This window comes from Serratia sp. S4 (assembly GCF_000347995.1).
Taxonomy (GTDB): Bacteria; Pseudomonadota; Gammaproteobacteria; order Enterobacterales; family Enterobacteriaceae; genus Serratia; species Serratia quinivorans.
On sequence record NZ_KB661120.1, the window covers coordinates 387,636 to 412,530 of the forward strand.

Annotated in this window: 25 protein-coding genes; 16 read left to right on the top strand and 9 right to left on the bottom strand. The window is 55.5% G+C overall.

Annotated features, from left to right (window positions below; all coding sequences use genetic code 11):
* The first annotated feature begins 55 nt into the window (after positions 1-55).
* The 4 genes from rnr to SERS4_RS0102425 all read left to right on the top strand — a co-directional run bounded on the left by rnr (position 56) and on the right by SERS4_RS0102425 (position 5,583).
* The gene (rnr, locus tag SERS4_RS0102410) at positions 56-2,542 is read left to right on the top strand and encodes a ribonuclease R (RefSeq protein ID WP_017891362.1); all 2,487 of its coding nucleotides are present in this window, start codon (positions 56-58) and stop codon (positions 2,540-2,542) included.
* A 59-nt stretch (positions 2,543-2,601) separates the two neighbouring features.
* Positions 2,602-3,333: a 23S rRNA (guanosine(2251)-2'-O)-methyltransferase RlmB gene (gene rlmB, locus SERS4_RS0102415; protein ID WP_012004902.1), complete on the top strand. Its 732-nt coding sequence runs from the start codon at positions 2,602-2,604 to the stop codon at positions 3,331-3,333.
* A gap of 129 nt (positions 3,334-3,462) precedes the next feature.
* Entirely contained in the window at positions 3,463-5,097 is a 1,635-nt protein-coding gene (locus tag SERS4_RS0102420; RefSeq protein WP_017891363.1) for an isovaleryl-CoA dehydrogenase, read from the top strand.
* 87 nt (positions 5,098-5,184) lie between these two features.
* Positions 5,185-5,583, top strand: coding sequence for a DUF350 domain-containing protein (locus tag SERS4_RS0102425; RefSeq protein WP_012004904.1), 399 nt, complete (start codon positions 5,185-5,187; stop codon positions 5,581-5,583).
* On the opposite strand, the gene SERS4_RS0102430 is transcribed toward SERS4_RS0102425, so the two are convergent.
* Positions 5,580-5,855 carry a DUF1471 domain-containing protein gene (locus tag SERS4_RS0102430; RefSeq protein ID WP_012004905.1) on the bottom strand — a complete coding sequence of 92 codons (276 nt, stop codon included), beginning with the start codon at positions 5,853-5,855 and terminating at the stop codon, positions 5,580-5,582. The two genes, SERS4_RS0102425 and SERS4_RS0102430, sit on opposite strands and share 4 nt — an antisense overlap.
* 122 nt (positions 5,856-5,977) lie before the next feature.
* The gene (bsmA, locus tag SERS4_RS0102435; RefSeq protein ID WP_012004906.1) at positions 5,978-6,286 is read right to left on the bottom strand and encodes a biofilm peroxide resistance protein BsmA; all 309 of its coding nucleotides are present in this window, start codon (positions 6,284-6,286) and stop codon (positions 5,978-5,980) included.
* 126 nt (positions 6,287-6,412) lie between these two features.
* On the opposite strand from bsmA, the gene yjfP reads away from it, so the two are divergent.
* The gene (gene yjfP / locus SERS4_RS0102440) at positions 6,413-7,165 is read left to right on the top strand and encodes an esterase (protein ID WP_017891364.1); all 753 of its coding nucleotides are present in this window, start codon (positions 6,413-6,415) and stop codon (positions 7,163-7,165) included.
* 93 nt (positions 7,166-7,258) lie between these two features.
* On the opposite strand, the gene SERS4_RS0102445 is transcribed toward yjfP, so the two are convergent.
* A complete protein-coding gene (locus tag SERS4_RS0102445) occupies positions 7,259-7,525 on the bottom strand; it encodes a DUF1471 domain-containing protein (protein WP_012004908.1) in 267 nt (88 codons plus the stop codon).
* A 457-nt stretch (positions 7,526-7,982) separates the two neighbouring features.
* On the opposite strand from SERS4_RS0102445, the gene rpsF reads away from it, so the two are divergent.
* From rpsF to SERS4_RS0102470, 5 genes are all read left to right on the top strand, one after another.
* A complete protein-coding gene (gene rpsF, locus SERS4_RS0102450) occupies positions 7,983-8,381 on the top strand; it encodes a 30S ribosomal protein S6 (RefSeq protein WP_006317459.1) in 399 nt (132 codons plus the stop codon).
* Positions 8,382-8,387: 6 nt separating this feature from the next.
* Positions 8,388-8,705: a primosomal replication protein N gene (priB, locus tag SERS4_RS25630; protein ID WP_012004909.1), complete on the top strand. Its 318-nt coding sequence runs from the start codon at positions 8,388-8,390 to the stop codon at positions 8,703-8,705.
* Between the two features lie 4 nt (positions 8,706-8,709).
* Positions 8,710-8,937: a 30S ribosomal protein S18 gene (rpsR, locus tag SERS4_RS0102460; protein ID WP_002210155.1), complete on the top strand. Its 228-nt coding sequence runs from the start codon at positions 8,710-8,712 to the stop codon at positions 8,935-8,937.
* Between the two features lie 39 nt (positions 8,938-8,976).
* Positions 8,977-9,429 (top strand): 50S ribosomal protein L9, encoded by a 453-nt coding sequence (rplI, locus tag SERS4_RS0102465; protein ID WP_012004910.1) that lies wholly within the window; start codon positions 8,977-8,979, stop codon positions 9,427-9,429.
* Between the two features lie 110 nt (positions 9,430-9,539).
* Positions 9,540-9,899 carry a DUF488 domain-containing protein gene (locus SERS4_RS0102470; protein WP_017891366.1) on the top strand — a complete coding sequence of 120 codons (360 nt, stop codon included), beginning with the start codon at positions 9,540-9,542 and terminating at the stop codon, positions 9,897-9,899.
* Here the strand turns inward: SERS4_RS0102470 and SERS4_RS0102475 are convergent.
* On the bottom strand, positions 9,896-10,570 hold the full coding sequence (locus SERS4_RS0102475) for an OapA family protein (protein WP_026142162.1): 675 nt from the start codon (positions 10,568-10,570) through the stop codon (positions 9,896-9,898). The genes SERS4_RS0102470 and SERS4_RS0102475 overlap by 4 nt on opposite strands.
* 286 nt (positions 10,571-10,856) lie before the next feature.
* On the opposite strand from SERS4_RS0102475, the gene fklB reads away from it, so the two are divergent.
* Entirely contained in the window at positions 10,857-11,477 is a 621-nt protein-coding gene (fklB, locus tag SERS4_RS0102480) for an FKBP-type peptidyl-prolyl cis-trans isomerase (protein WP_012004913.1), read from the top strand.
* 46 nt (positions 11,478-11,523) lie between these two features.
* On the opposite strand, the gene SERS4_RS0102485 is transcribed toward fklB, so the two are convergent.
* The gene (locus SERS4_RS0102485; RefSeq protein ID WP_017891368.1) at positions 11,524-13,476 is read right to left on the bottom strand and encodes a bifunctional 2',3'-cyclic-nucleotide 2'-phosphodiesterase/3'-nucleotidase; all 1,953 of its coding nucleotides are present in this window, start codon (positions 13,474-13,476) and stop codon (positions 11,524-11,526) included.
* Between the two features lie 256 nt (positions 13,477-13,732).
* Between SERS4_RS0102485 and cysQ the strand changes: the two genes are divergently transcribed.
* Entirely contained in the window at positions 13,733-14,473 is a 741-nt protein-coding gene (gene cysQ, locus SERS4_RS0102490; RefSeq protein ID WP_026142163.1) for a 3'(2'),5'-bisphosphate nucleotidase CysQ, read from the top strand.
* 1 nt (position 14,474) lies between these two features.
* On the opposite strand, the gene SERS4_RS0102495 is transcribed toward cysQ, so the two are convergent.
* Positions 14,475-15,032, bottom strand: coding sequence for a YtfJ family protein (locus tag SERS4_RS0102495; RefSeq protein WP_017891370.1), 558 nt, complete (start codon positions 15,030-15,032; stop codon positions 14,475-14,477).
* 326 nt (positions 15,033-15,358) lie between these two features.
* On the opposite strand from SERS4_RS0102495, the gene SERS4_RS0102500 reads away from it, so the two are divergent.
* On the top strand, positions 15,359-15,565 hold the full coding sequence (locus tag SERS4_RS0102500; RefSeq protein ID WP_012004917.1) for a DUF1107 domain-containing protein: 207 nt from the start codon (positions 15,359-15,361) through the stop codon (positions 15,563-15,565).
* Between the two features lie 202 nt (positions 15,566-15,767).
* On the opposite strand, the gene SERS4_RS0102505 is transcribed toward SERS4_RS0102500, so the two are convergent.
* Entirely contained in the window at positions 15,768-17,099 is a 1,332-nt protein-coding gene (locus SERS4_RS0102505) for a hemolysin family protein (protein ID WP_017891371.1), read from the bottom strand.
* Positions 17,100-17,276: 177 nt separating this feature from the next.
* A complete protein-coding gene (msrA, locus tag SERS4_RS0102510; protein ID WP_017891372.1) occupies positions 17,277-17,918 on the bottom strand; it encodes a peptide-methionine (S)-S-oxide reductase MsrA in 642 nt (213 codons plus the stop codon).
* Between the two features lie 287 nt (positions 17,919-18,205).
* Here msrA and SERS4_RS0102515 point away from each other — a divergent pair, with 287 nt between their 5' ends.
* Genes SERS4_RS0102515 through SERS4_RS0102525 form a run of 3 tightly spaced genes read left to right on the top strand, consistent with a single transcriptional unit; the run spans position 18,206 to position 24,107 of the window.
* On the top strand, positions 18,206-19,942 hold the full coding sequence (locus SERS4_RS0102515; protein WP_012004920.1) for an autotransporter assembly complex family protein: 1,737 nt from the start codon (positions 18,206-18,208) through the stop codon (positions 19,940-19,942).
* Positions 19,939-23,757 (top strand): translocation/assembly module TamB domain-containing protein, encoded by a 3,819-nt coding sequence (locus SERS4_RS0102520; RefSeq protein ID WP_017891373.1) that lies wholly within the window; start codon positions 19,939-19,941, stop codon positions 23,755-23,757. Before SERS4_RS0102515 ends, SERS4_RS0102520 begins: the two co-directional genes overlap by 4 nt.
* Positions 23,758-23,759: 2 nt before the next feature.
* Entirely contained in the window at positions 23,760-24,107 is a 348-nt protein-coding gene (locus SERS4_RS0102525; protein ID WP_006317485.1) for a gamma-glutamylcyclotransferase, read from the top strand.
* A gap of 52 nt (positions 24,108-24,159) precedes the next feature.
* Here SERS4_RS0102525 and ppa read toward each other — a convergent pair whose 3' ends face one another.
* Positions 24,160-24,690, bottom strand: coding sequence for an inorganic diphosphatase (gene ppa / locus SERS4_RS0102530; protein ID WP_012004923.1), 531 nt, complete (start codon positions 24,688-24,690; stop codon positions 24,160-24,162).
* Positions 24,691-24,895 lie beyond the last annotated feature (205 nt).

Here is a 24,895-nt window from a genome sequence, read left to right on the forward strand (position 1 = left end):
TCGCTGAGAAGACAAGGCTCAGCGGCACCCTGCTGATGACAACGGAGGAACCGCAATGTCACAAGATCCATTCCTGGAACGAGAAGCAGAAAAATATGAATCCCCAATCCCGAGCCGTGAATTCATTCTGGCCCATCTGGCGAAAAGAGAAACGCCGGCCAGCCGCGAAGAGCTGGCCAAAGAGCTGAATTTAACCGGTGAAGAGCCGTTAGAAGCGTTGCGTCGCCGTTTGCGTGCGATGGAACGTGACGGTCAGTTAATATTTACCCGCCGTCAGTGCTATGCGCTGCCGGAACGTCTCGATCTGCTGCGCGGTACCGTTATCGGCCACCGTGATGGCTTTGGTTTCCTGCGTATTGAAGGCAGCAAAGACGACCTGTATCTGTCAGCTGAGCAGATGAAAATGGCAATCCACGGTGATGTGGTGCTGGCACAGGCAATGGCTGCAGATCGCAAGGGCCGCCGTGAAGCGCGTATCGTCCGTGTGCTGGTGCCGAAAACTAGCCAAATCGTCGGTCGCTTCTTTATGGATGCCGGTACCGGCTTTGTTGTGCCGGATGATAGCCGCCTGAGCTTTGATATCCTGATCCCGGCCGAAGCAGCCAGTGGCGCACGCATGGGCTTTATGGTGGTGGTTGAGCTGACCCAACGTCCGACCCGTCGCACCAAGGCGGTAGGCAAGATCGTTGAGATCCTCGGCGATAAAATGGGCACCAGTATGGCGGTGGATATCGCCCTGCGCACCCATGAGATCCCGCATGTTTGGCCGCCACAGGTGGAAAAACAGGTCGCCGATCTCAGTGAACAGGTACCTGAAGCCGCCAAGAAAGGCCGTGTCGATCTGCGTCAGTTACCTTTGGTGACCATTGACGGCGAAGACGCACGCGATTTCGATGACGCGGTTTACTGCGAGAAAAAACGTGGTGGCGGTTGGCGCCTGTGGGTAGCCATTGCCGACGTCAGCTACTACGTGCGTCCGCGCACCGCGCTGGATGATGAAGCGCGCAACCGTGCTACCTCGGTGTACTTCCCATCGGAAGTCATCCCGATGCTGCCGGAAGTGCTGTCCAACGGCCTGTGTTCGCTTAACCCGCAGGTTGACCGCCTGTGTATGGTGTGCGAGATGACCATCTCCGCCCAGGGGCGCCTGTCGACGGCCAAATTCTATGAAGCGGTAATGAGCTCTCACGCCCGCTTAACCTACAACAAAGTCTGGCACATCTTGCAGGGCGATCAGGAGCTGCGTGAGCATTATCACCCGCTGGTCAAGCACCTGGAAGAGCTGCACACAATGTACAAGGTGTTGGATCAGGCGCGCGCCGAACGTGGCGGTATTGCCTTCGAAACCGAAGAAGCCAAGTTTATCTTCAACGCCGAACGTCGTATTGAACGTGTTGAGCCAACGGTGCGTAACGACGCCCACAAACTGATCGAAGAGTGCATGATCATGGCGAACGTCGCCGCGGCGCGCTTCGTTGAGAAGAATAACGAGCCGGCGCTGTTCCGCGTGCATGACCGTCCAAGCGACGATCACATTACCGCCTTGCGCAGCGTGCTGGGCGAGCTGGGTCTGACGCTGGGCGGCGGTAACAAGCCGCAGCCGAAGGACTATGCCACCTTGATGGATGAAGTGTCCGAACGTCCTGACCATGAAATGCTGCAAACCATGCTGCTGCGTTCCATGAAACAGGCGGTCTACGATCCGGAAAACCGGGGCCACTTTGGTCTGGCGCTGGCTTCTTATGGCCACTTCACCTCACCGATCCGTCGTTATCCGGATCTGGCGATGCACCGCGCAATCAAATACCAGCTGGCTAAAGAGCACGGCGAGCCGAAAGAGCGCTGGACGCCGACCGGTGGCTGGCACAGCGAGTTTGAAGAAATGCTGCAGCTGGGCGAGCACTGTTCGATGGCCGAGCGCCGCGCTGATGAAGCGACGCGTAACGTTGCCGACTGGCTGAAATGCGACTTTATGCAGGATCACGTTGGCGAAGTGTTCAGCGGTATTATTGCCAGCGTGACCGGCTTTGGTTTCTTCGTTCGTCTGAACGATCTGTTTATCGACGGTCTGGTGCACGTATCATCGCTGGATAATGATTATTATCGCTACGATAATATCGGCCAGCGTCTGATTGGCGAATCCTCCGGCGTGGTGTATCGCCTGGGCGATACTGTGGAGATCCGCGTTGAAGCGGTGCATATGGACGAGCGTAAAATTGACTTCGCTCTGGTCTCCAGCACTCGCAAGCCGCGTGGTGAAGGCAAAACTGAACGCGATCGTGCCAAGAATGGTGGCCAACGCACCCTGCGTGGCGGGGCTGGCGCAGGTCGTACTTCTGCACCACGCAAACGTCGTGGTGGTAAAGCACCCGCCAATTTTGAGCCTGACAGCGCCTTCCGTAAAGACGAAGCCAAACCCGCTGACAAGGTGAAGAAAGACAAAAAGGCGAAAGCCAAGAAAGTGTCCGACAAAACCCGGAAAATAGCGTCGGCGACCAAGGCCAAACGCGCCGGCAAGAAGAAAGGTGCTGAGCAGGCTTAAGCTGCCACACGTCATTATCACCGGCTGGCATACGCCAGCCGCACAGTTAAAAGAGCATCATGAGCGAAATTATTTACGGTATTCATGCCGTCAAGGCCTTGTTAGACAACGATCCGCAACGCTTCCTGGAAGTGTTTATCCTCAAAGGGCGCGACGATCGCCGCTTGCAGCCGCTGATCGCGGAGCTGGAAGCGACCGGTATTGTTATCCAGGTGGCTAACCGCCAGTGGCTGGATGAGAAGGTCGAGGGTGCGGTGCATCAGGGGATTATCGCCCGGGTGCGCGAAGGGCGTCAGTATCAGGAAAATGACTTGCCGGCGCTGCTGGAAAGCGTGGACACGCCTTTCCTGCTGGTGTTGGACGGCGTGACAGACCCGCACAACCTCGGCGCCTGTCTTCGCAGTGCCGATGCGGCCGGTGTACACGCGGTGATCGTCCCGCGCGACCGTTCTGCCCAGTTAAACGCTACCGCCAAGAAAGTGGCCTGCGGCGCGGCGGAAAACGTTCCGTTGATTCGCGTCACCAACCTGGCGCGTACCCTGCGTTTGCTGCAGGAAATGAACGTCTGGGTCGTCGGCACTGCCGGCGAAGCCGATCACACTTTGTTCCAGAGCAAAATGACTGGCCCAATGGCGCTGGTGATGGGCGCGGAAGGTGAAGGTATGCGTCGTCTGACTCGTGAGCACTGTGACGAGTTGATCAGCATCCCAATGGCCGGGACGGTGTCTTCACTGAACGTATCAGTCGCCACCGGTATCTGTCTGTTTGAAGCGGTGCGTCAACGCAGCTGATTTACCGTTTAGGGCGCAGAATTTTGCGCCCTTATTACTTTCTCAATTCCCACCCTGTGATCTCACCTGCGGCAGAAATCCCCCTGACGACCATACTTACTCCTGACGCCTTTATCAGGGAGCAAGCCGATGGTCTGGAATACACACACCGTTTTTAATCAGCCGAAGCCGCTGGGGAACAGCAATCTGTTCCTGTCCGATACGGCACTGCATGAGGCGGTACAACGCGAGCAAGCCGGTTGGGATGTGGAAGTGCTGGCCTCGTTGGGGCAGCAGTTGGGTACCCAGGAATCGCTGGAGCTGGGGCGATTGGCCAATGCCAACCCGCCGGAGTTATTGCGTTATGATGCCACCGGCCAGCGGTTGGACGACGTCCGTTTCCATCCCGCCTGGCATATCCTGATGCAAGGCTTGATCGCTAACCGTGTGCATAACCTGCCGTGGCAGGAGGATGCCCGTATTGGTTCATTCGTGGCGCGCGCCGCGCGTTTTGTGCTGCATGCCCAGGTCGAAGCCGGCACCCTGTGTCCGGTGACCATGACCTTTGGCGCTATCCCACTGCTGCAGCGTTCTCTGCCGACAGAATTCCAATCCTGGTTAACGCCGTTGCTATCCGATCGTTACGATGCACATGTGCTGCCCGGTGGGCAAAAGCGCGGTTTGCTGATTGGCATGGGCATGACCGAAAAGCAGGGCGGTTCCGACGTATTGAGCAATACCACCACCGCCAGCCCGTTAGCGGCCCGCGGCCCGGGGGAGGCATACCGACTGGTGGGGCATAAATGGTTCTTCTCGGTGCCGCAGAGCGATGCGCATCTGGTGCTGGCACAGGCCGAAGGGGGACTGTCGTGCTTCTTCCTGCCGCGTATTTTGCCGGACGGCACGCGCAACGCCATTCGGCTGGAGCGGTTGAAGGATAAACTGGGTAATCGTTCCAACGCCAGCGGAGAGGTTGAGTTTCAGGACGCCAGCGCCTGGCTGGTGGGCGAGGAAGGAGATGGCGTGCGGCATATCCTGAAAATGGGTGGCCTGACGCGTTTTGACTGTGCGTTGGGCAGCCAGGGTTTGATGCGGCGCGGGCTATCGGTGGCGTTATACCACGCTCTGCAGCGGCAGGCATTCGGCAAACCCTTGATCGAACAACCGATGATGCGTCAGGTGTTGGCGCGGATGGCGCTGCGGCTGGAGGGGCAAACGGCGGCCCTAATGCGCCTGGCGCGAGCCTATGACAGCATCGGCGTCGGGGCGCCTTTGGAACAGGCGCTGTGTCGGGTGATGACCCCGGCGGCAAAGTTTGAAGTCTGCCGACAGGGCATTCCTTTTGTCGGCGAAGCGATGGAGGCGCTGGGCGGTATCGGCTACTGCGAAGAGAGTGAACTGCCGCGGCTATACCGTGAAATGCCGGTGAACAGCATTTGGGAAGGTTCCGGCAATATCATGTGTCTGGACGTGATGCGTGCCTGGGGGAAGCTGCCGGTGGTACAGGAAGCCCTGGAGCTTGAATTTGGTGAGGTCAGGGGACAGAACCGTCACTTTGATCGCCAGTGGCGGCAGTTGCTCCAGTTGATGCGCAAACCCCAGGAGCAGCAGGGACGGGCGGTCACCGGTGCGTTATTCAATCTGTTCGCCGCGGCGCAGCTTCTGCGCTACAGTTCACCGCCGTTAGCGGAAGCCTGGTGCCAAATGATGCTCGATACCCGTGGTGAGCGAACATTACCAGACCGTCTGTGCGAGACGTTGTTTGCCCGAGCGATGGGAGGCTAGGGAAAACAGTAGCGCTACAGCGGGAAAAGCTTTTTAATTCAGCACTTGGCCCGTAAGGGATACTGACCTCTGACCAGGAAACATGACATGGATATTCTTAGCGCGTTGGCGGCATTCGCCTCTTATTTCTTCAGTGGCTTTGCCATGGTTCTGGTGTTCTTGTTTGTCTATACCCGCATTACGCCGCATGACGAATGGGCGTTGATCAAGGCCGATAATCAGTCAGCCGCTTTTGGATTCGTCGGTGCCTGCCTGGGTTATGTGATCCCACTGGCCAGCGCGGCGATCAACTCGGTCAGCCTGCTGGACTACCTGCTATGGGGCGTAGTGGCGTTGGTGGTACAACTGCTGCTGTTTGCGGCGGTGAAAATCTATATGCCGCGTATCAGCGACAAGATTGAGTCCAATCACGTCGCCGCCGGGATTTTCCTGGGGGGCGTGTCAATCAGCGGCGGCATACTGAATGCGGCCTGCATGACCTACTAAAGATAGAGAATTGCAAAGGCGCGCCAGCCAGGCTGATGCGCCTGTTCTTCCATCCGCAGGATGCGGTAATAGCTCGCCCCATGTTCATCTGCCTTGCGGGCAATCAATTGTTCTACATCCTGAGGCGAGCCGGGCAGGTTATTCAGGGTGATTTGTGCAATTTCGCTGAGTGGCGTAACGCGGTCTGCGGGCGCCAACTCAGCGGACTGAGCGCTGGCGCTGAGTAACCCCATTGAGAGCAGGAGGGCGGTGAGTGCGGCGGAGCGTGTCATGGCGTTCCCCTTGGTCGGATCCTGGACTCACGCTCGCAGGCTGCGGCGCGCTGACCGCCAGTGTGCAACAGCCAACTTCAGTCTGTGCAAAGCCAATGTAAATCTTATTAAAACTCCAGAGTTTACCGGTACAGGATCGCCTGCGAATACCACTGGCCGGGCACCACGGTTTCACTGTTCATCATTATCATGTAATAGCGTGCGCCGCTGGCGTTGGCTTTCTTCTGAATTTCTGCTTCCACATCCATCGGACTGCCGCGGACCAGGGCGCTGGTGGTGCCCATTTTCACCAGACTGCCGGTTTGTGCTCGGGTTACCTCTTGCGCCTGCCCATTGGGTGCCGGCGGGGCTTTTGGCGTCGTGGTCATCATGCCACAGGCACTAAGCAGCGTGACCAGCGCCAGGGGCAGCAACAGATGGGAAAGTTTCATAGAGACCTCGACAGAGTGGAAAGCATGATTTCAGTGTAACTCATTATAAATTGGAACAGATTGAGCTAATGCTATTAAGCTCAAGTTTGCCATTATGGAGGCAAACAGCGACGCGGAGAAAAACGGATGATTGAAATCTATGACGAGCGGGTGGGAGACACTGCGGTGATCCACGCGGTGCCTGCGGGGCAATATCACCAGCCATTGCCGACGGTATTTTTCTACCATGGCTATACCTCGTCGAAAGAAGTATACGCCTACTTTGCCTATGCATTAGCCAAAGCAGGGTTTCGTGTGGTGCTGCCGGATGCCGATCTGCACGGCGAGCGTTTTGATGGCAATGAAACCAAACGGCTGGCCAGTTTTTGGGAGATCCTTCGACGCAATATTGACGAGTTACCGGCGCTGAAGGCGCACTTTGAACAGCTCGGTCTGGTTGCCGAGGGGCGCATTGGCGTGGGCGGTGCGTCAATGGGCGGCATGACGACATTGGGCAGCTTTGCTCGCTATCCATGGGTGAAAGCGGCGGCCAGCCTGATGGGGGCCGGTTACTACACCTCCCTGGCACAAACGCTGTTCCCGCCGCTGGATGAGCAGGGAAATCCTTTGTTGAGCGAGGATTTTGATGCGCGTATTGCCATGCTGGCGGATTACGGTCTGGAACAGCAGTTGGAGAAAGTTGCCGATCGGCCGCTGCTGCTGTGGCACGGTGAGGCGGATGACCTGGTGCCGGCGGCGGAAAGCCTGCGGCTGGCGACCGAACTGCGCCAGAGTGGCTGGGACCGTCAATTGACGTTACTCACTGAGCCGGGAGTCAAGCACCGTATTACGCCGCAGGCGCTCAGTGCCACCGCCGATTTCTTTGTGCAATCGCTGTAAAAAAGCCCCCTGCAGGCAGGGGGCCGATGGTGACTTTCGCAGTTTGATTTACTGTTTTAGGCGCGAGTTGCTTCCCTGGTACTGCATTTTCACTTAGCGATACAGTTCGGCGCTGACGTGGATGGTGCTGTTGTTTTCAGGCTCATGCAGGGCAATGATCCGATAGGCGGTGGCGCCGCGCTGGTCGGCTATCTTGCTCACCTGGCTGGTGGCGTCATCCGGAGAAACCACATTCTGGTTCAGCGTGACGAAGCCAACGCTTTGACGTTGATCGGCCTGGTGTGAGGTGATCTCTGTCGCGGCCATGACGTTGGCGGAAAACAGTAAAGCAATGGCGGTAGCGATGGTAATGTGTTTCATAATTGCCTCTCTTAACTGTTTGCTTCAACGGCCTGACAGCCGGTGCCAGTGCAGCAAAAAGTTATTTGCATGTATTGAATAACCTCAAATCTTTTTCGTCGCGCTGTCTGCGGCGGATAACTACAATTTTAGACCTTCCGGCAGGATTAAAAAGGCCGCCATTTTGATGGCCTCTTTCAAAAAAAATGAATGAAATTCATGCGGCAGTGATGATTTTATTGAGAGATTTTTTCAACTGATGGATTTGTGTACATAGGTTTTGCCGACAGCAAATCGTGCTATTTACGCATCCGCTTCGCATTACCGATAATAAGCCCCCTTCGACCCTTGAGTTTTTCAGCCTGCGCAAGTATGATTACGCGTCATTTTTTCAGCCGCACACACATACACGTTCCTTGCTTCCATGGGCCGCGGTTGACCCTGACAGGAGGCTGAATAATCCGTAAGGAGCAATTCGATGCGTCATTACGAAATCGTTTTTATGGTCCACCCTGACCAAAGCGAACAGGTTCCGGGCATGATCGAGCGTTACAGTGCTACCATCACTAACGCTGCTGGTCAGATTCACCGTCTGGAAGACTGGGGCCGCCGTCAACTGGCTTACCCGATCAACAAACTGCACAAAGCCCACTACGTTCTGCTGAACGTTGAAGCTCCGCAGGAAGCGATCGATGAGCTGGAAACAAACTTCCGCTTCAACGACGCCGTTATCCGTAGCATGGTTATGCGCGTTAAGCACGCGGTAACTGAAGCATCTCCGATGGTTAAAGCGAAAGACGAACGTCGTGGCGATCGCCGCGAAGACTTCGCTAACGAAACCGCAGATGATGCTGATGCTGGGGATTCTGAAGAGTAATTTACCGTGACGGCTAATCGGCTGACGTTGTCTGGCACCGTGTGCAAGACGCCGACGCGTAAAGTGAGCCCGTCAGGTATTCCACATTGCCAGTTCGTGCTTGAGCACCGTTCAGTGCAAGTGGAAGCCGGTTTTACCCGGCAAGCCTGGTGTCGTATGCCGGTGATTATCAGCGGCAAGGCCCATCAGGCCATTACTCAAAGTATAACGGTCGGCACGCCTCTCACCGTTTCCGGTTTCATTAGCAGCCATCAAGGGCGCAATGGACTGAACAAAATGGTGTTGCATGCCGAGCAGATTGAATTGATAGATTCTGGAGACTAGCCTAATGGCACGTTATTTCCGTCGTCGCAAGTTCTGCCGTTTCACAGCGGAAGGCGTTGTTGAGATCGATTACAAAGATATCGCAACGTTGAAAAACTACATTACCGAAAGCGGTAAAATTGTCCCGAGCCGTATTACCGGTACTCGTGCAAAATACCAGCGTCAGCTGGCTCGCTGCATCAAGCGCGCTCGCTACCTGTCCCTGCTGCCATACACTGATCGTCATCAGTAATCGGCCGCCGTCTATTAACGACTTTAAGAGGATAAGGTAATGCAAGTTATTCTGCTTGATAAAGTAGCAAACCTGGGCAGCCTGGGTGATCAAGTTAACGTTAAAGCGGGCTACGCCCGTAACTTCCTGGTACCACAGGGCAAAGCTGTTCCTGCTACCAAGAAAAACGTAGAGTTCTTCGAAGTACGCCGTGCAGAACTGGAAGCCAAACTGGCTGAAATTCTGACTGCTGCTGAAGCTCGCGCAACCAAGATCAACGAACTGGGTTCAGTCACCATCGCGTCTAAATCAGGCGACGAAGGTAAACTGTTCGGCTCTATCGGCACCCGCGACATCGCTGACGCAGTTACTGCGGCAGGCGTTGAAGTTGCCAAGAGCGAAGTTCGTCTGCCGAATGGCGTTCTGCGTACCACTGGTGAACACGAAGTTCAGTTCCAGGTACACAGCGACGTATTCGCACAGCTGAATGTAGTTGTGGTAGCAGAAGCTTAATCGCTGCTGCTCGCCAAGTTAAAACGCCAGCCTTGTGCTGGCGTTTTGCTTTTCTTACGTCCGCTAAATCGCGTTACCCTGTTATCACCTTGAGTGAGGAGCAGCGGCAAATGGCAAAGATTAACTTACAGCGTGTGTATGATTTTACTGGCCCGGCGCCGGTGAACTGCTATCTGATAGATCGGCTGTGGCCGCGAGGCGTCAGCAAGGAAAGGCTGCAGGGCGTGCAGTGGCTAAAGCAGGTGGCACCGGATCACGCACTGCGGCAGTGGTTTCATCAGCACCTTGAGCAGTGGGAAGAGTTTGAAAGCCACTACCGACGGCAGCTGGCGGAAAATGACGCCTGGCAGCCGCTGGTGGCATTATTACGGCAAGGTCAGCCCATGACCCTTCTTTATGGCAGTAAAGACACACAGCACAACCATGGCGTCGTGCTGCGCGACTTTCTGTTGGCGCAGTTGGCCGATTAACGCTCGCGGCGGTAACTGCCGTCGGCCTGGCGGCGGAACAGCACCTGCGTATTATCAGCGGCGGTGACCGAGAGCGCGGTGATCACGCCGTTAGTATCACGTTCGATACGCACTTCCTGGCCGGCTTTCATGTTACTGAGCGGCTTGTCATTACCTTCCACCTGCGCCATGGCGAAGACTTCGTTCACCGGCAGGCTATTGTCGCGGAACAGTTGCGCCAGCGTCTGCCCCGGCTGGATCTGGAAACGTTGCCAGTTGCCCGCCGGTTCAGGTTCGACAGCGTGCTGTTGCTGAGCATTATTTTGCAGATCGGCCCGCAATGGCACGCTGTTATCCTGCTGGGTTACCGGGAAAGGTTGCCCGCTGTTCTGTGAAGAGTATGGCCATAGCAGCGCCAACAGCAGGATGATGCCGAAAATCAGGGTCCAGCGGCGGTGAAAATAGGGTAATGGCTCCATCCAACCGAAACCGTCCGGCAGGTGCCAGATCTTCAGCAATAATGCTTTGATACTTTGCCCCTTACCGTTTCCCGGTGGTTGTTCTGAATCCGGATCTTCTACCGCCTCTGGCGCGGAGCCTGGTTTCAGGCGCTGGCTGAAGTTCAGCCAGGTGCGCAGCAATGGCTGGTAGACACGGGTGGTTTTCCTTCTCCTGGGCGAGATTCTGCCCATGGTGACCTCTCTTCAACGGCGTAAAATATCAGGGTACAAAAGGCTGTACCGACGTCCCGATGCTCTTGTTTCAGTATAGTCCGCTAACTGATTGAAGTGAAAGGCAGCAGCAAACCCATGTCTGTTGCGGCAGGCTATTTGCCTGGGGCGCGGGAGCGGGCGTTAACAGGAGGTTATTGTTTCTTTTTCTACGACAAAAGTCATCATTCTCCACACAAGATTTTACCCGGCTTTACGGCGCTGTTATGCTGCGCTTTCGACTTTTTAAAGACTAAAGGAAAACCCCATGACAACCCCTTCTTTTGACAGCGTTGAAGCTCAAGCGAGTTACGGGATTGGTTTACAGGTCGGCCAGCAGTTGCAAGAGTCCGGTCTGGAAGGTTTACAACCGGAAGCTTTGCTGGCAGGTTTGCGTGACGCGCTGGAAGGGAATGCCCCGGCGGTTCCGGTAGACGTGGTTCACCGTGCGCTGCGTGAAATTCACGAACGTGCTGATGCTGTGCGTCGCGATCGTCAGCAGGCGATGGCCGTTGAAGGTCAGAAATTCCTGGAAGACAACGCCAAGCGTGACGAAGTGACGCTGACCGAATCTGGTCTGCAGTTCTCCGTGCTGGAGCAGGGCGATGGCCCAATCCCGTCCCGTCAGGATCGCGTGCGTGTGCATTACACCGGTCGTCTGATTAACGGCGACGTGTTCGACAGCTCTGTAGAGCGCGGCCAGCCGGCAGAATTCCCGGTCAGCGGCGTGATCCCAGGCTGGATCGAAGCGCTGACTCTGATGCCGGTCGGCTCCAAATGGCAGCTGTACATCCCACACGACCTGGCCTACGGCGAGCGTGGTGCAGGCGCATCCATCCCGCCATTCAGCGCGCTGGTGTTTGACGTCGAGCTGTTGGAAATTCTGTAAGTCACCGCAGAGTTTTTCAAGGGCGCCTTAACGGCGCCCTTATTGTTTATTTCTTCTGCAAATCAATCTGATAAACCGCAAAGCCGATGCTGTCTGTCCCTTCAGCTTTCATCGGGTACTGGGCGTGCGTTTTGATAAACGCGCTGGCTTTGTCACTCGGCGAGGTTTCGAAGCGGATATCCAGCGGCTGCGGGCTGCTGAACGTCGCCAGGCGCCAGTTATTATCCACCTGTGGCTTCACTGCGCCGTGTTGCCTGGTTTCAGCGCTGATATAAGCCGCCAGTACCGAACGGTTCTCATCCGGTGAGGCGAAGGCAATGTGTTGATCGCCGGTGCCGGCAAACTTGCCGCCGTAGGCGCGGTAGTTATTGGTGGCAACCAGGAATGTGGCGTTTGGATCGATCGGTTTGCCTTTGAACGTCAGCTCCTTGATGCGCTGCGCCTTGTCGTTAATTAACTGGCATTCGCCGTCGTAACGCGCCGGTTGGCTGACGTCGACCTGATAATTAACCCCGTCAATCACATCGAAGTTATAGGTGCGGAAACCGTCCCAGTTGATCAGGCCCTGTGGTTTGCTGCTGTTGACGTCGATCTGGTTGAACTGCCCGGCGGAACACTCCAGCCATTCCTTCACTTCTTTGCCGCTGGCTTTCACCACCACCAGTGTGTTGGGATAAAGGTAGAGGTCTGAAGCGTTACGGAAGGTGAGCTGACCTTTTTCCACTTCAACGAAGCTGGCCGGATCGTTTTTGCGCCCGCCCACCTTGAACGGGGCCGCGGCTGACAGCACCGGCAGGTCAGCCAGATCAGGATCGCCCTGAATATAGTGCTCGACGTAGGCCTTTTGCGCGTTATTGACGATCTGCACCGTCGGATCATCCTGCACCAGCGCCAGATAGCTGTACATGTTGTCGTCGGCCTTGCCGACAGGCTTGCTGACGAAATCTCGCGTGCCTTTGTGATCTTCCGCCAGCACTTTCAGCAGGTTGGCGTCTTCCGCCGCCAGCGATTTCTTGTTCTCTTTGTCGTAAATCGGCCGAGCTTGCGCCTTGGCCGCCGTGACTTTCCAGGCGCCGCTGTCGTTATTCAATTGCAGATCGACCACGCCGAGATGATCGCCCCACTGGCCAGGCATCACTGCCGGGATGCCGTTCAGCGTACCCTGTGCGATGTCAGCCCCTTTGATATTGGCGAAGTCCTTGCTGGGGAACACGGCGTGAGCATGGCCGAACATGATGGCGTCGATGCCCGGTACCTGGCTGAGGTAGTACACCGAGTTTTCCGCCATGGCTTTGTACGGTTCGCTGGACAGGCCGGAGTGCGGGATAGCCACGACCAGATCGGCGCCCTGTTTGCGCATTTCCGGCACGTAGCGTTTAGCGGTTTCGGTAATGTCGTTAACGGTGACCTTGCCCTGCAGATTGGCTTTATCCCACACCAGGATTTGCGGTGGCACAAAGCCGATATAACCGATGCGCAAACTATGTTCTTTGCCGTCACGGTCTTTTACCGGCGTATCGACGATAATGTAAGGAGTGAACAGGGGTTTTTGCGTTTTAGCGTCGATCACGTTGGCGTTGATATACGGGAATTTGGCACCGGCAATGGCGTTTTTCAGGTAATCGAGCCCGTAGTTGAACTCATGGTTGCCGATATTGCCGACCACATAATTCAGGGTATTCATCGCCTTATACACCGGGTGTACATCACCGGGTTTCAGGCCCTTGGCCGCCATATAATCGCCGAGCGGGCTGCCCTGAATAATGTCGCCGTTGTCCACCAGCACCGTATTGGCTGCCTGCTGACGGGCTTGTTCAATCAGGCTGGCGGTACGTACCAGACCGAATTTATCGGTCGGTTTATCCTTGTAGTAATCGAAGTCCATCATGTTGCTGTGCAGGTCGGTGGTTTCCAGCACGCGCAAATCGACCGTTGCCGCTTGTGCGGAGGCGCACACCAGCATAGCGAGGGCAGACAACGTCAGCGGACGCTTCATCATTTTTAGTTTTCTCCATTCCATTTTTCGAGTTTTATCGCAGAGGAACATGTAATTAACATTGGTTGTCTCACCAAACTGTGAAGTGTGGCAGAAAATAAGCCAGGGCAGGGCAGTAAATGTCACAGTTGTGACGGCAAAGACTCGAGTAATTACCGCGGGTTAAATCGTTGTGATGGATATTCCATGCAAAAAAAACTAGGCTGCTAGCAATGAGAAAGGGGAAATAACCCATGGAACTGCATATCTGAGGTGAATGATGTTAGAGCAAATTTGCCAACTGTCCCGCGAGGCGGGCGCAGCGGTCATGGCGGTATATGACGGTAAGCAACCGCTTGATGTCGCACAGAAAAAAGATGATTCCCCGGTGACGGCGGCCGATCTGGCAGCGCACCACATTATCCAACGCGGCCTGGCAGCGTTAACGCCGGAAATACCGTTACTGTCAGAAGAAGATCCACCGGGCTGGGAAGTGCGACAGAACTGGACGCGTTACTGGCTGGTCGATCCGCTGGACGGTACCAAGGAGTTCCTCAATCGTAACGGCGAATTCACGGTAAATATTGCGTTGATTGAAGACGGGCAGGCGGTGATGGGCGTGGTTTACGCCCCGGCGATCGACGTGTTGTACCTGGCCGAACGCGGCAAAGCCTGGAAAGAAGAAAAAGGCCAACGTCAGGCGATTGGCGTCAGTAATGCCAATCCGCCGTTGGTGGTGGTTAGTCGCTCGCACAGTGACGAAGAGCTGAAGGATTACCTGAATCAGTTAGGTGAGCATCAGACCGTATCGGTCGGTTCCTCGCTGAAGTTCTGCCTGGTGGCAGAAGGTAAAGCGCAGCTTTACCCACGTTTTGGGCCGACCAATATCTGGGATACCGCCGCCGGACACGCGGTCGCGGTGGCGGCCGGAGCGCAGATCCACGACTGGCAGGGCAGGCCGCTGCTCTATACGCCGCGTGAGTCTTTCCTCAACCCCGGCTTCCGGGTTTCGCTGTTCTAATTCAGTTTGCCAGCAGTTGGTGCAGTTGGGTCATGACCTGCTGCACCTCTTCCGGCGTCAGTGCGCCGTCTTTGGCAAACTGGATCCTGCCCTGCTTATCCAGCACCACAATGGCTGACCCCTTCGGCTGTAAATCCCAGGCTTTGCGCACGTTGCCGTTGCTGTCGACCACAAACTGCGACCAAGGGAACTCTTTCTTGCTGTCTTCGATACTGCTGCGGACAAACATCGCCGTGCCGAGCAGAGCATCATCTGTATTCACTATTGTCGTCGTTTGGTAACGATCGTGCGGTAGCTTGGTTTTCTTAATCGCTTCTATCAGTGGGTCGTTCATGTCCTTGGCAGAGCTGCGGCCGGCAATATGCTGGATGACTCGCACTTTTCCACTGAGCTGCGCGCTATTCCAGTTTTGATAGCTAAACTTATCATTAGCGTAGTTCAGCTCACCCTTGTCGCTGACGCCAATCGGCGCTACGCGTTGCTGGAGCTGGAAGTTATGCGCAGAGGCAAAAAGGGGTGCAAACAGCAGGGACGCAATGAGCATGTGACTTTTTTTCATGCCTTCTCCTTGAAGGTGGAATGGTGCCGACCGCACCCGACAGCCTAAAGCATAGGTGGTGATCGGAGGTCTGTCCTGTTAGCCGGATCTCAGTTCTTCCTTCAGGCCGCTAATACCCGGTTTTTGAAGGGATATACTGAAAAAGTTATATATAATCATATACAATTCTGTCAAAAAGTGTAAATCCAGTGAAGATCTCCAGGCGGAAATGAACGTTATAGTCTTTACTAGGTCTACTACATGGCAATCAAGTTGCGTTCTTACTTTAGAGGCTGCCACCTTGGCGGCTCGCTGAGCGCATGGACCAAACGGAGGAAAGTAATAGAATGAGAATCTTCCAGCGTTATAATCCGTTGAAAGTGGCGAAGTACGTCAAGACCCTGTTTCGTGGCCGGCTGTATATCAAAGATGTGGGCGCGTTCGAATTCGATGAAGGGAAAATTCTGCTGCCGAAAATTCGCGACCGGCGTCACTTCAGCGTGATGTCAGAGGTTAACCGTCAGGTGTTGTTATTGCAGACCGAGATGGGTTGATCAACTACCCGTCGCCTTTCAAGCTGCAGCGTTGTTACCTGCACTCCCTCACCTCAGTTACTTACTAAAGTAAGCGCCTGGGGATGAGTGAGCTGGCCGCCTAGCTGCAACTCGAAATTCATAGGGTAATAGTTAGAGCACCTGCAAAAGCTAAAATAATCGCGGCCCCGTTTGGGGCCGCTGACGTTTTTATCGATGGAGATCAGGCCGCGGGGTTTTCTTCCGGTGCCTTCGGCAGTACCGATGCCGGTTTGTCGCTCAGCCTGGTTACCAACAGCTGGTCAATCTTGTAGCTGTCGATATCCACCACTTCAAACTTGTAGCCGGCGTATTTGACGAAATCGGTCCGTTTCGGGATCTTGCGCAGCATATACATCATAAAGCCGCCGATGGTTTCGTAGTTGCCCGCCTGCGGGAACTCATCAATGTGCAGCACGCGCATTACATCGTCGATCGGCGTCCCGCCCTCAATCAGCCATGAGCTTTCATCACGCGCTACGATCTGCTCTTCCTGGCCCTGGCCTACCAGATCGCCCATCAGCGTGGTCATCACGTCATTGAGTGTGATGATACCCACGACCAACGCATATTCATTGAGAATAACCGCAAAGTCTTCACCGGCGGTTTTAAAGCTTTCCAGCGCTTCGGACAGCGTCAGGGTATCCGGCACGATCAGCGCCGAGCGGATCTGCACGCCGCTGCTCAGCACCAGGCTCTGATTGCCCAGCACGCGGTTCAACAGGTCTTTGGAGTCCACGTAGCCGACGACTTGATCGATATTGCCATCACAGACCAGGAACTTGGAGTGCGGATGGGTCGAAACCTTCTCGATAATGCTTTCTTCGGTCTCACGCAGGTCGAAGTAAACCACGCTTTCACGCGAGGTCATCGACGAAGGTACGGTGCGAGACTCCAGTTCGAACACGTTTTCGATCAGCTCATGTTCCTGTTTGCGCAGCACACCCGCCAGGGCACCGGCTTCTACCACCGCGTAGATATCGTCGGAGGTGATGTCGTCTTTGCGCACCATCGGCAGTTTGAACAGGCGGAAGATCAGGTTTGCCATGCCGTTGAAGAACCACACCAGCGGCCGGAAAATCATGATCGAGAAACGCATCGGGTTGATGATCCGGACGGCAAACGTCTCTGGTGCAATCATACCGATGCGCTTCGGGGTCAAATCTGCAAACAGGATAAACAGGCTGGTTACCAGCACGAACGAACAGACGAAGCTGGCCTGCTCTGCCAGTTCAGGTGATAAAAAGCGGTCGAACAACGGTTGGAATGTAGGAGAAAAGGCTGCATCGCCGACGATACCGCCGAGTATGGCCACGGCGTTCAGGCCAATCTGTACCACGGTAAAATACAGCCCCGGGGTTTCCTGCAGTTTGAGGACTTTGGCGGCATTGACGTTACCTTCGTCAGCCATCATTTTCAGTTTAATCTTGCGTGACGCGGCCAGAGATATTTCCGACAGTGAGAAGAACGCACTCACTGCGATCAGAAAAAGAATCAGTAAAATACTGTTTAACATAATCTATCCATACGTGCCGACGGGATGACGGCGCTCTTGAGGAAGGGTAGTACATTGTAAAAAAAGTAGCGATAACAACCAGAAAGAAGGTTATCGGGCCGATGATCCGGCCCGCACAGTATAGCAGCAGCCCTACCGGGGCCGCCAGCGGTTAAAAAATTACCTCCAACCTGCGGCTTAGCCCTGTGGTGGCAAGCAAACACCGATACCACCCAGACCACAGTATCCTTCAGGGTTTTTGTACAGGTACTGCTGGTGGTCGTCCTCGGCATAGTAGAACGGCAGGGCCGGTGCGACCTCGGTGGTGATGGCGCGTTTATCGCCGGCCTGCTTCATCGCCTGTTGGAAACGCTGCAGGCTGCTTTCCGCTTCGGTTAGTTGCTCCGGCGTCAGCGTATAAATCGCCGAGCGATACTGGGTACCGACGTCGCCGCCCTGACGCATGCCCTGCGCCGGGTCGTGGTTCTCCCAGAATACCTGCAGCAACTGTTTGTAGCTGATGATTTTCGGATCGAATACCACTCGTACCACTTCCGTGTGGCCCGTTTGGCCGCTGCATACTTCGCGGTAGGTCGGGTTTGGCGTATAGCCACCGCTGTAGCCTGCTGCGGTGCTGTAAACCCCTTGCTGTTGCCAGAACAGGCGTTCCACTCCCCAGAAACACCCCATGGCGAAGATCGCTACTTCCAGGCCGTCCGGCACTTGGGTCATTGAGTGATCGGTGACCACGTTAAGCGTGGCAACCGGCATGGGAGTGGTGCGGCCAGGTAATGCGTTTGCCTGGTCGACAGTTTGTGTTTTATCAAAAAATGGCACCACGGTTGACTCCTGTTGTCACAGTAAGAATTGGCCCAAGAGGCGGCAGTTAAGTTGTATCTAACCGCAACTTTGCCCACAATAAGCTACATATTGAGATTATGTATCAGATTAACTCAGTATCTAGAGCGCCAAAAGATAAGAATGCGCCAGTTCACTGCGGCAGTAAAACCGTAACATGCAGCGTCTGGAAAAATGCTGAAAAGGGCCGCCGTCCTGATAGCGCGGAGTAGGCCCTGGCCCCAGAGCGAGTGTTATTACAGGAAAGTAAAATAAATTAAGGAGAACACGTGCCACGATACCGTGCCCTGTGCTTTGTGTGTGCGCTGCTCGCCACGCCTGCGGCCTATTCGGCGAATGTGCGGCTGCAGGTTGAAGGACTTAGTGGGGAATTGGAAAAAAACGTCCGGGTGCGTTTGTCGTCCATCACGCCGGAGGAGGTCAGTACAGATGGCCGTTTTCGCGCACGTGTGGATGAAGCCGTCCGTCAGGGGCTGAGAGCACTTGGCTATTATCAGCCCACCATCGACTTTACGCTGGATGACCGGCCTGGGCTGGCTCGTCCGGTGCTGCACGCCAAGGTTAATCCGGGCGAGCCGGTGCGGATTGCCGGCGCCAATATCGTGCTGGAAGGCGGTGCGAAAACCGATGATGACTATCTGGCGTTAGTCAAAAAAGGCAAGCCGACGATAGGCGAGATCCTCAATCACGGCAAATACGACAGTTTTAAAGGTTCGCTGACCGGCCTGGCACTGCGTAAAGGCTATTTCGATGCCGATTTGACCAAGAGCCAGCTCGGCGTGGCCGAAGAGCTGCACAAGGCCTATTGGGACATCGACTTCAACAGCGGGCAGCGTTATCGCTTTGGCCAGGTGAAGTTTACCGGCTCGCAAATTCGTGAAGACTATCTGCAAAATCTGGTGCCCTTTCATCAGGGGGATTATTACAGTTCGGAAGATCTGGCCGAACTGAACCGCCGTTTATCCGCCACTAACTGGTTTAACTCGGTGGTGGTGTCCCCTGATTTCAAAGATGCCAAAGAGAACAAGATTTTGCCGTTAGATGCGTTGGTATCGCCGCGCACGCGTAACACCATCGAAACCGGGGTCGGTTATTCCACCGACGTCGGTCCCCGGATCAAAGGCACCTGGAAAAAACCCTGGCTTAACGACCGAGGTCACAGCCTGGAAACCAGTGCCAGCGTTTCGGCCCCGGAACAGCAGCTCGATTTGACCTATAAAATCCCGTTATTGAAGAATCCACTGGAGCAGTACTATCTGCTGCAGGGCGGTTTCAAGAACGTCGATCTCAACGATACCAAGTCCGTCACTTCAAAAGCGGTGGTTTCCCGCAACTGGGATCTTTCCAGCGGCTGGCAGCGGGCATTGAACCTGACCTGGCGTCTTGACCACTTTACTCAGGGTAACGTCACCAACACCACCATGCTGCTGTATCCCGGCGTTAGCGTTAACCGCACCCGTTCGCGCGGCGGCCTGATGCCCACCTGGGGTGACAGCCAGCGCTATTCTATTGATGTGTCCGACAGCACCTGGGGATCTGACGTAGACTTTGCGCTGATGCAGGCGCAGAACGTCTGGATCCGCACCCTGGCCGACAAGCACCGTTTTGTCGCGCGTGGGCAGGTGGGCTGGATTGAAACCAACGACTTTGAGAGAGTGCCGCCAGACCTGCGATTCTTCGCCGGTGGCGATCGCAGCATTCGTGGTTACAAGTACAAGGGCATTTCACCCCGCGACGACGACGGTAAGCTGACCGGTGCATCCAAAATGCTAACCGGCTCGCTGGAGTATCAATACAACGTGACCGGCAAATGGTGGGGCGCGGTGTTTGTCGATTCAGGCGAAGCGGTGAACGATATCAAGCAGAGCGACTTTAAGACCGGTGCCGGCTTCGGCGTGCGCTGGCAGTCACCGGTTGGCCCGGTGAAGCTGGATATCGCCGCCCCGGTTGGGGATAAAGACACCCACGGGGTGCAGTTCTATATTGGTTTGGGGCCTGAACTATGAGCCTGATAAAAAAGATTTGTCTGGGTTTCCTGATTGTCCTGCTATTGCTGATCGGCGGCGTTGCGTACCTGCTCGGGACCACCAGTGGTTTACATTTGGTTATCAACAGTGCGGCACGTTGGGTGCCGGGGCTGGATATTGCCAGCGTCACCGGCGGCTGGCGTGACCTGACGCTGAAAGGCGTGAAATACCAGATGCCCGGCGTGACGGTAAATGCCGGGCAGTTCCATCTGTCGCTGGATCTGGCCTGTTTTAAAAACAGTTCGCTGTGCGTCAACGCCCTGACTGCGCAGGATGTGGACGTGGTGGTGAAAACCAAAGAAATGACGCCGTCCGCGCCGGTGGCAGAGACCAGCGAGCCGACCACCAACCTGAGCACGCCGTACCCCATCACTTTACGCATGCTGGCGCTGAACAACGTTAAGGTCAGCGTCGACGATACTGCCATTTCTCTTGGCGAGTTCCGGACTGGCGCACAGTGGCAGGAACGTGCTCTGACCCTGCTGCCAACCAAAATCAGCGGCTTGTTGATAGCTCTGCCGAAAACGCCGCAGAACCCACTGCCGGAGGCCGTGCAACCGGTGGTTGAGGTAGCGAAAAAGGTAGAGGAAAAAGCCAATCAGGGCGCGAAGCCGGCTCCTCAGCCGGAAGAGAAGCCGCTGGGCGAAACCTTAAAAGAACTGTTTGCCAAGCCACTGCTGCCGGATCTGCCGGACATTCGCCTGCCGCTGGATATCACCGTTAAGGAGATCAGCGGCGAACAGCTGCGGTTGACCGGTGATACCGACGTGCTGATCACCAGCCTGCTGCTGCAGGCCAGTACTCTGGATCAGCATATCCAGCTGGACAATTTCGACGTCAAATCCCCGCAGGGCACGCTGTCGGCCCAGGGGCAAGCTACGCTGACCGGCAGTTGGCCGGTGGAAATGGTGGCCAACAGCACGCTGAACATCGATCCATTGAAAGGCGAAAAGGTTAAGCTGAACATTGGCGGTGGGCTGCGTGAAGAACTTAAGGTAGCGCTCAACCTGTCCGGTCCGGTCGGCGCGCAGCTTGATCTGCAAACCCAACTGGCCGAAGCCGGTTTACCGCTGGCGCTGACGCTGCAAAGTAAACAGCTGAAATGGCCGCTGAGCGGCGAGGCGCAATACCAGATCAACGATTTCCGCCTGCGCTTTAACGGCAAGGCAACCGACTATGCGTTGTCGACCCGCGCCAATATCAAAGGCCAGGACTTGCCCCCGGCGGTACTGACGCTGGACGGCAAAGGCAACGTTGAACAGTTCAAACTGGATCGCCTGCGGTTGGCGGCCTTGCAGGGCAATACCGATCTGACCGCGCTGGTGGACTGGAGTAAGGCTATCAGCTGGAATTCACAGCTGACGCTGAGCGGCATCAATACCGCCAAACAGTGGCCGGAATGGCCGGCGAAGTTGGACGGCAAAATCACCACCCGCGGTAGTCTGCACGGCGGCAGTTGGCAATTGCAGGTGCCGGTGCTGCAGCTCGACGGTAACGTGAAGCAAAACAAGGTCACCGCTCGCGGTACGCTCAGCGGCAACGCTGCCGGCCAGTGGAAAATTCCGGGTATCGATCTGACCCTGGGACGCAACCAGCTGAACGTCAAGGGCCAACTGGACGAGAAGAGCTGGAACCTGGATGCGAACATCGACGCACCGCGCCTCGACGGCGCTTTGCCGGGACTGGGCGGTACGGCGAAAGGTTTGCTTAAGCTACGCGGTAATCTGCAGGCGCCTCAGTTGCTGGCGGACCTGACGGCATCTGGCCTGCAGTGGCAGGCACTGCGTATCAACCGGGTCAAAATTGACGGTGACGTGCGATCCAGCGACCAGATCCAGGGGCAACTGGCGGTGCGCGTCGAACAGCTCAAGCAAGATGCGTTGGACATCAACCTGCTGACTTTGGATGCCAAAGGCAGTGAGAAACAGCATCAGCTGCAACTGAAAATTGACGGCAAACCGGTCTCTGGCCAGTTGGCGCTGCAGGGCAGTTTTGATCGCCAACAGCAACGCTGGCGCGGCAACCTGAACAATACGCGCTTCGATACTCCGGTGGGGGAATGGCGGTTAAGTCGCGCCATCGCACTCGATTATCTGAATACCGCACAGAAAATCAGTATCGGGCCACACTGCTGGCAGAACCCGAATGCCGAACTCTGCGTGCCGAAAACCATCGAAGCCGGGCAGAGCGGTCAGGCCAGCGTGGTGCTGAACCGTTTTGATCTGGCGATGATCAAGCCTTTCCTCGGGCCGGAAACGGCCCTGAGCGGCGTATTCAGCGGGCGGGCGGACGTCAGCTGGAAACCGGGCGGTGCGCTGCCGGAGGCGAAAGTCTCGCTGGTGGGCAACGGCGTGAAGGTGGTACAGCAGGTGCAGGGTAATGCGCTACCGATCGCCTTTGACAAGCTGAATCTCAACGCCGGGCTGACCAATGGCCGTGCGCAGGCCGACTGGTTGATCAAGCTGACCAATAATGGCCAGTTTGACGGTAACGTACAGGTTGTCGATCCGCAGGTGCGCCGCAATATCAGCGGTAACGTCAACATTACCAATATTTCACTGGCGATGATTAACCCGGCGTTGATGCAAGGGGAAAAAGCCGCGGGCATGTTGAATGCCAACCTGCGTCTGGGCGGTAACGCGCAGAAACCTTTGGTGTATGGCCGTATGGCGTTGGACAAGGTCGATATTAACGGTCACTGGATGCCGTTCGACATGACCGAAGGCCGGCTGGCGATGAACTTTGACGGCATGACCTCGACGCTGGAAGGCTTGGTCAGCACCACCCACGGTCAGCTTAATCTGTCCGGCGACGCTGACTGGCGTGATATCAACGCCTGGCGTGCACGCATTGCCGCCAAGGGCGATAAATTGCGGGTGACGGTGCCGCCGATGATCCGCATCGACGTTTCACCTGATCTGGTCTTTGAAGCCACGCCGCAGCTGTTCTCACTTAATGGTTCGGTAGATATTCCGTGGGCGCGTATTACGGTACAGGAACTGCCGGAAAGCGCGGTGGGCGTCTCTTCCGACGAAGTGATGCTGGATGACCAACTTAAACCGATACAGCCGAAAACGGCGGGGATCCCGATCAACAGCAACCTGATGATACACGTTGGCAACGATGTGCGATTGGATGCCTTTGGTCTGAAAGCGCGGTTGAAGGGCGATCTGAAAGTGGTGCAGGATAAGAACGGCCTGGGCCTGAACGGTCAGATTGACATCCCTTCCGGTCGCTTCCATGCTTATGGTCAGGATTTGATCGTTCGCAAGGGCCAGTTGATGTTCTCGGGGCCGCCGGACCAGCCGTTGCTGAATCTTGAGGCGATCCGTAATCCGGACTCGACCGAAGATGACGTCACCGCTGGGGTACGCGTCACCGGGTTGGCGGATGCACCCAAGCTGGAAGTGTTCTCGGATCCGGCCAAATCTCAGCAGGAGGCGCTGTCTTATCTGTTGCGCGGCCAGGGATTGGGCAGTTCCGGTGCTGATGGCAACGCAATGACCTCAATGTTAATTGGGATGGGGGTTGCACAAAGTGGTCAACTTGTGGGTAAAATCGGCGAGGCATTTGGCGTAAGCAATTTGGCCCTGGATACTCAGGGGGTTGGCGACAGTTCCCAGGTTGTCGTCAGCGGTTATGTTCTCCCAGGCTTACAAGTAAAATATGGGGTGGGCATTTTCGACTCATTGGCCACACTGACGTTGCGTTACCGCCTGATGCCTAAATTGTATCTTGAAGCGGTGTCTGGTCTCGACCAGGCATTAGATTTGCTCTATCAGTTTGAGTTTTAGCGATGCGAATAATTGTCTACGGCAGTTTACGACGCAAACAGGGAAACAGCCATTGGATGACTAACGCCCAATGGTTAGGCGAGCATGAGCTCGAAGGCTATCAGATTTATAATCTGGGCCATTACCCGGCGGCGATCCCTGGAGAGGGCACGGTACATTGTGAGGTGTACCGCATCAACTCATCGATTTTGGCTGAGCTGGACGAACTGAAAAGCAACACCAAGGACTATAAGCGCGAGCTGATTCAGACGCCTTATGGAAGTGCGTGGATCTACCTGTATAAACACAGTGTGGACGGTTACCCGCGGATTAACAGCGGTGACTGGCTGAAGCGTCTCGACGAAAAGTAAAAAAAAACACCGCTCACTGAGCGGTGTTTTTTTATCGGACGGCGGTCAGGAATTACTTCTTGGCAGCACGTTCGAAAGAGGCAATGATTTCAGCTTTGGCAGCGGCAGCGTCTGCCCAGCCTTCCACTTTCACCCATTTGCCCTTCTCCAGATCTTTGTAGTGCTCGAAGAAATGAGAGATCTGTGCTTTCAGCAGTTCCGGCAGGTCGTTCACATCTTTGATGTGATCGTACTCTTTGCTCAGTTTGCTGTGCGGAACGGCAACCAGTTTCGCATCTTCACCGGCTTCGTCGGTCATCTTCAGTACGCCCACCGGACGGCAGCGGATCACAGAGCCAGGCTGCAGCGGGTATGGCGTTGGTACCAGCACGTCAACCGGATCACCGTCCAGAGACAGGGTGTGGTTGATGTAACCGTAGTTGCACGGATAGAACATCGCGGTGGACATGAAACGGTCAACAAACAGCGCGCCGGTGTCCTTGTCGATTTCATATTTGATCGGATCGGCATTGGCCGGGATTTCGATAACTACGTAGATGTCTTCTGGCAGGTCTTTGCCAGCAGGGACGTTAAGCAAGCTCATGTCGGTTTCCTTTAATCAAACCAGAAATGGAGTGGCGGCTATTATAGCGGACTCTTTTGCGATTTCCTGCCCTTTTCATCACCCAAGCCCCGGCAGACAGTCATCCACTGAATTTCCAGATTAATCCTCCAGCGACGTTAAGTTTTCTCCGAGGTTGCCGATAACTTCATCAAATAATAATGAGTCGGCGAAGTCTGGCTCCGCG

What these genes read in the sequence shown, in the direction of transcription:
- rpsR (WP_002210155.1), top strand. Translation starts at nt 8,710, where the DNA reads ATGGCACGTTATTTCCGTCGTCGCAAGTTCTGCCGTTTCACAGCGGAA.
- SERS4_RS0102485 (WP_017891368.1), bottom strand. Translation starts at nt 13,476, where the DNA reads ATGATGAAGCGTCCGCTGACGTTGTCTGCCCTCGCTATGCTGGTGTGC.
- rnr (WP_017891362.1), top strand. Translation starts at nt 56, where the DNA reads ATGTCACAAGATCCATTCCTGGAACGAGAAGCAGAAAAATATGAATCC.
- bsmA (WP_012004906.1), bottom strand. Translation starts at nt 6,286, where the DNA reads ATGAAACTTTCCCATCTGTTGCTGCCCCTGGCGCTGGTCACGCTGCTT.
- SERS4_RS0102475 (WP_026142162.1), bottom strand. Translation starts at nt 10,570, where the DNA reads ATGGGCAGAATCTCGCCCAGGAGAAGGAAAACCACCCGTGTCTACCAG.
- fklB (WP_012004913.1), top strand. Translation starts at nt 10,857, where the DNA reads ATGACAACCCCTTCTTTTGACAGCGTTGAAGCTCAAGCGAGTTACGGG.
- SERS4_RS0102420 (WP_017891363.1), top strand. Translation starts at nt 3,463, where the DNA reads ATGGTCTGGAATACACACACCGTTTTTAATCAGCCGAAGCCGCTGGGG.
- ppa (WP_012004923.1), bottom strand. Translation starts at nt 24,690, where the DNA reads ATGAGCTTGCTTAACGTCCCTGCTGGCAAAGACCTGCCAGAAGACATC.
- SERS4_RS0102500 (WP_012004917.1), top strand. Translation starts at nt 15,359, where the DNA reads ATGAGAATCTTCCAGCGTTATAATCCGTTGAAAGTGGCGAAGTACGTC.
- SERS4_RS0102525 (WP_006317485.1), top strand. Translation starts at nt 23,760, where the DNA reads ATGCGAATAATTGTCTACGGCAGTTTACGACGCAAACAGGGAAACAGC.
- SERS4_RS0102520 (WP_017891373.1), top strand. Translation starts at nt 19,939, where the DNA reads ATGAGCCTGATAAAAAAGATTTGTCTGGGTTTCCTGATTGTCCTGCTA.
- SERS4_RS0102425 (WP_012004904.1), top strand. Translation starts at nt 5,185, where the DNA reads ATGGATATTCTTAGCGCGTTGGCGGCATTCGCCTCTTATTTCTTCAGT.
- SERS4_RS0102430 (WP_012004905.1), bottom strand. Translation starts at nt 5,855, where the DNA reads ATGACACGCTCCGCCGCACTCACCGCCCTCCTGCTCTCAATGGGGTTA.
- SERS4_RS0102470 (WP_017891366.1), top strand. Translation starts at nt 9,540, where the DNA reads ATGGCAAAGATTAACTTACAGCGTGTGTATGATTTTACTGGCCCGGCG.
- cysQ (WP_026142163.1), top strand. Translation starts at nt 13,733, where the DNA reads ATGTTAGAGCAAATTTGCCAACTGTCCCGCGAGGCGGGCGCAGCGGTC.
- rlmB (WP_012004902.1), top strand. Translation starts at nt 2,602, where the DNA reads ATGAGCGAAATTATTTACGGTATTCATGCCGTCAAGGCCTTGTTAGAC.
- SERS4_RS0102495 (WP_017891370.1), bottom strand. Translation starts at nt 15,032, where the DNA reads ATGAAAAAAAGTCACATGCTCATTGCGTCCCTGCTGTTTGCACCCCTT.
- SERS4_RS0102505 (WP_017891371.1), bottom strand. Translation starts at nt 17,099, where the DNA reads ATGTTAAACAGTATTTTACTGATTCTTTTTCTGATCGCAGTGAGTGCG.
- yjfP (WP_017891364.1), top strand. Translation starts at nt 6,413, where the DNA reads ATGATTGAAATCTATGACGAGCGGGTGGGAGACACTGCGGTGATCCAC.
- SERS4_RS0102445 (WP_012004908.1), bottom strand. Translation starts at nt 7,525, where the DNA reads ATGAAACACATTACCATCGCTACCGCCATTGCTTTACTGTTTTCCGCC.
- rplI (WP_012004910.1), top strand. Translation starts at nt 8,977, where the DNA reads ATGCAAGTTATTCTGCTTGATAAAGTAGCAAACCTGGGCAGCCTGGGT.
- rpsF (WP_006317459.1), top strand. Translation starts at nt 7,983, where the DNA reads ATGCGTCATTACGAAATCGTTTTTATGGTCCACCCTGACCAAAGCGAA.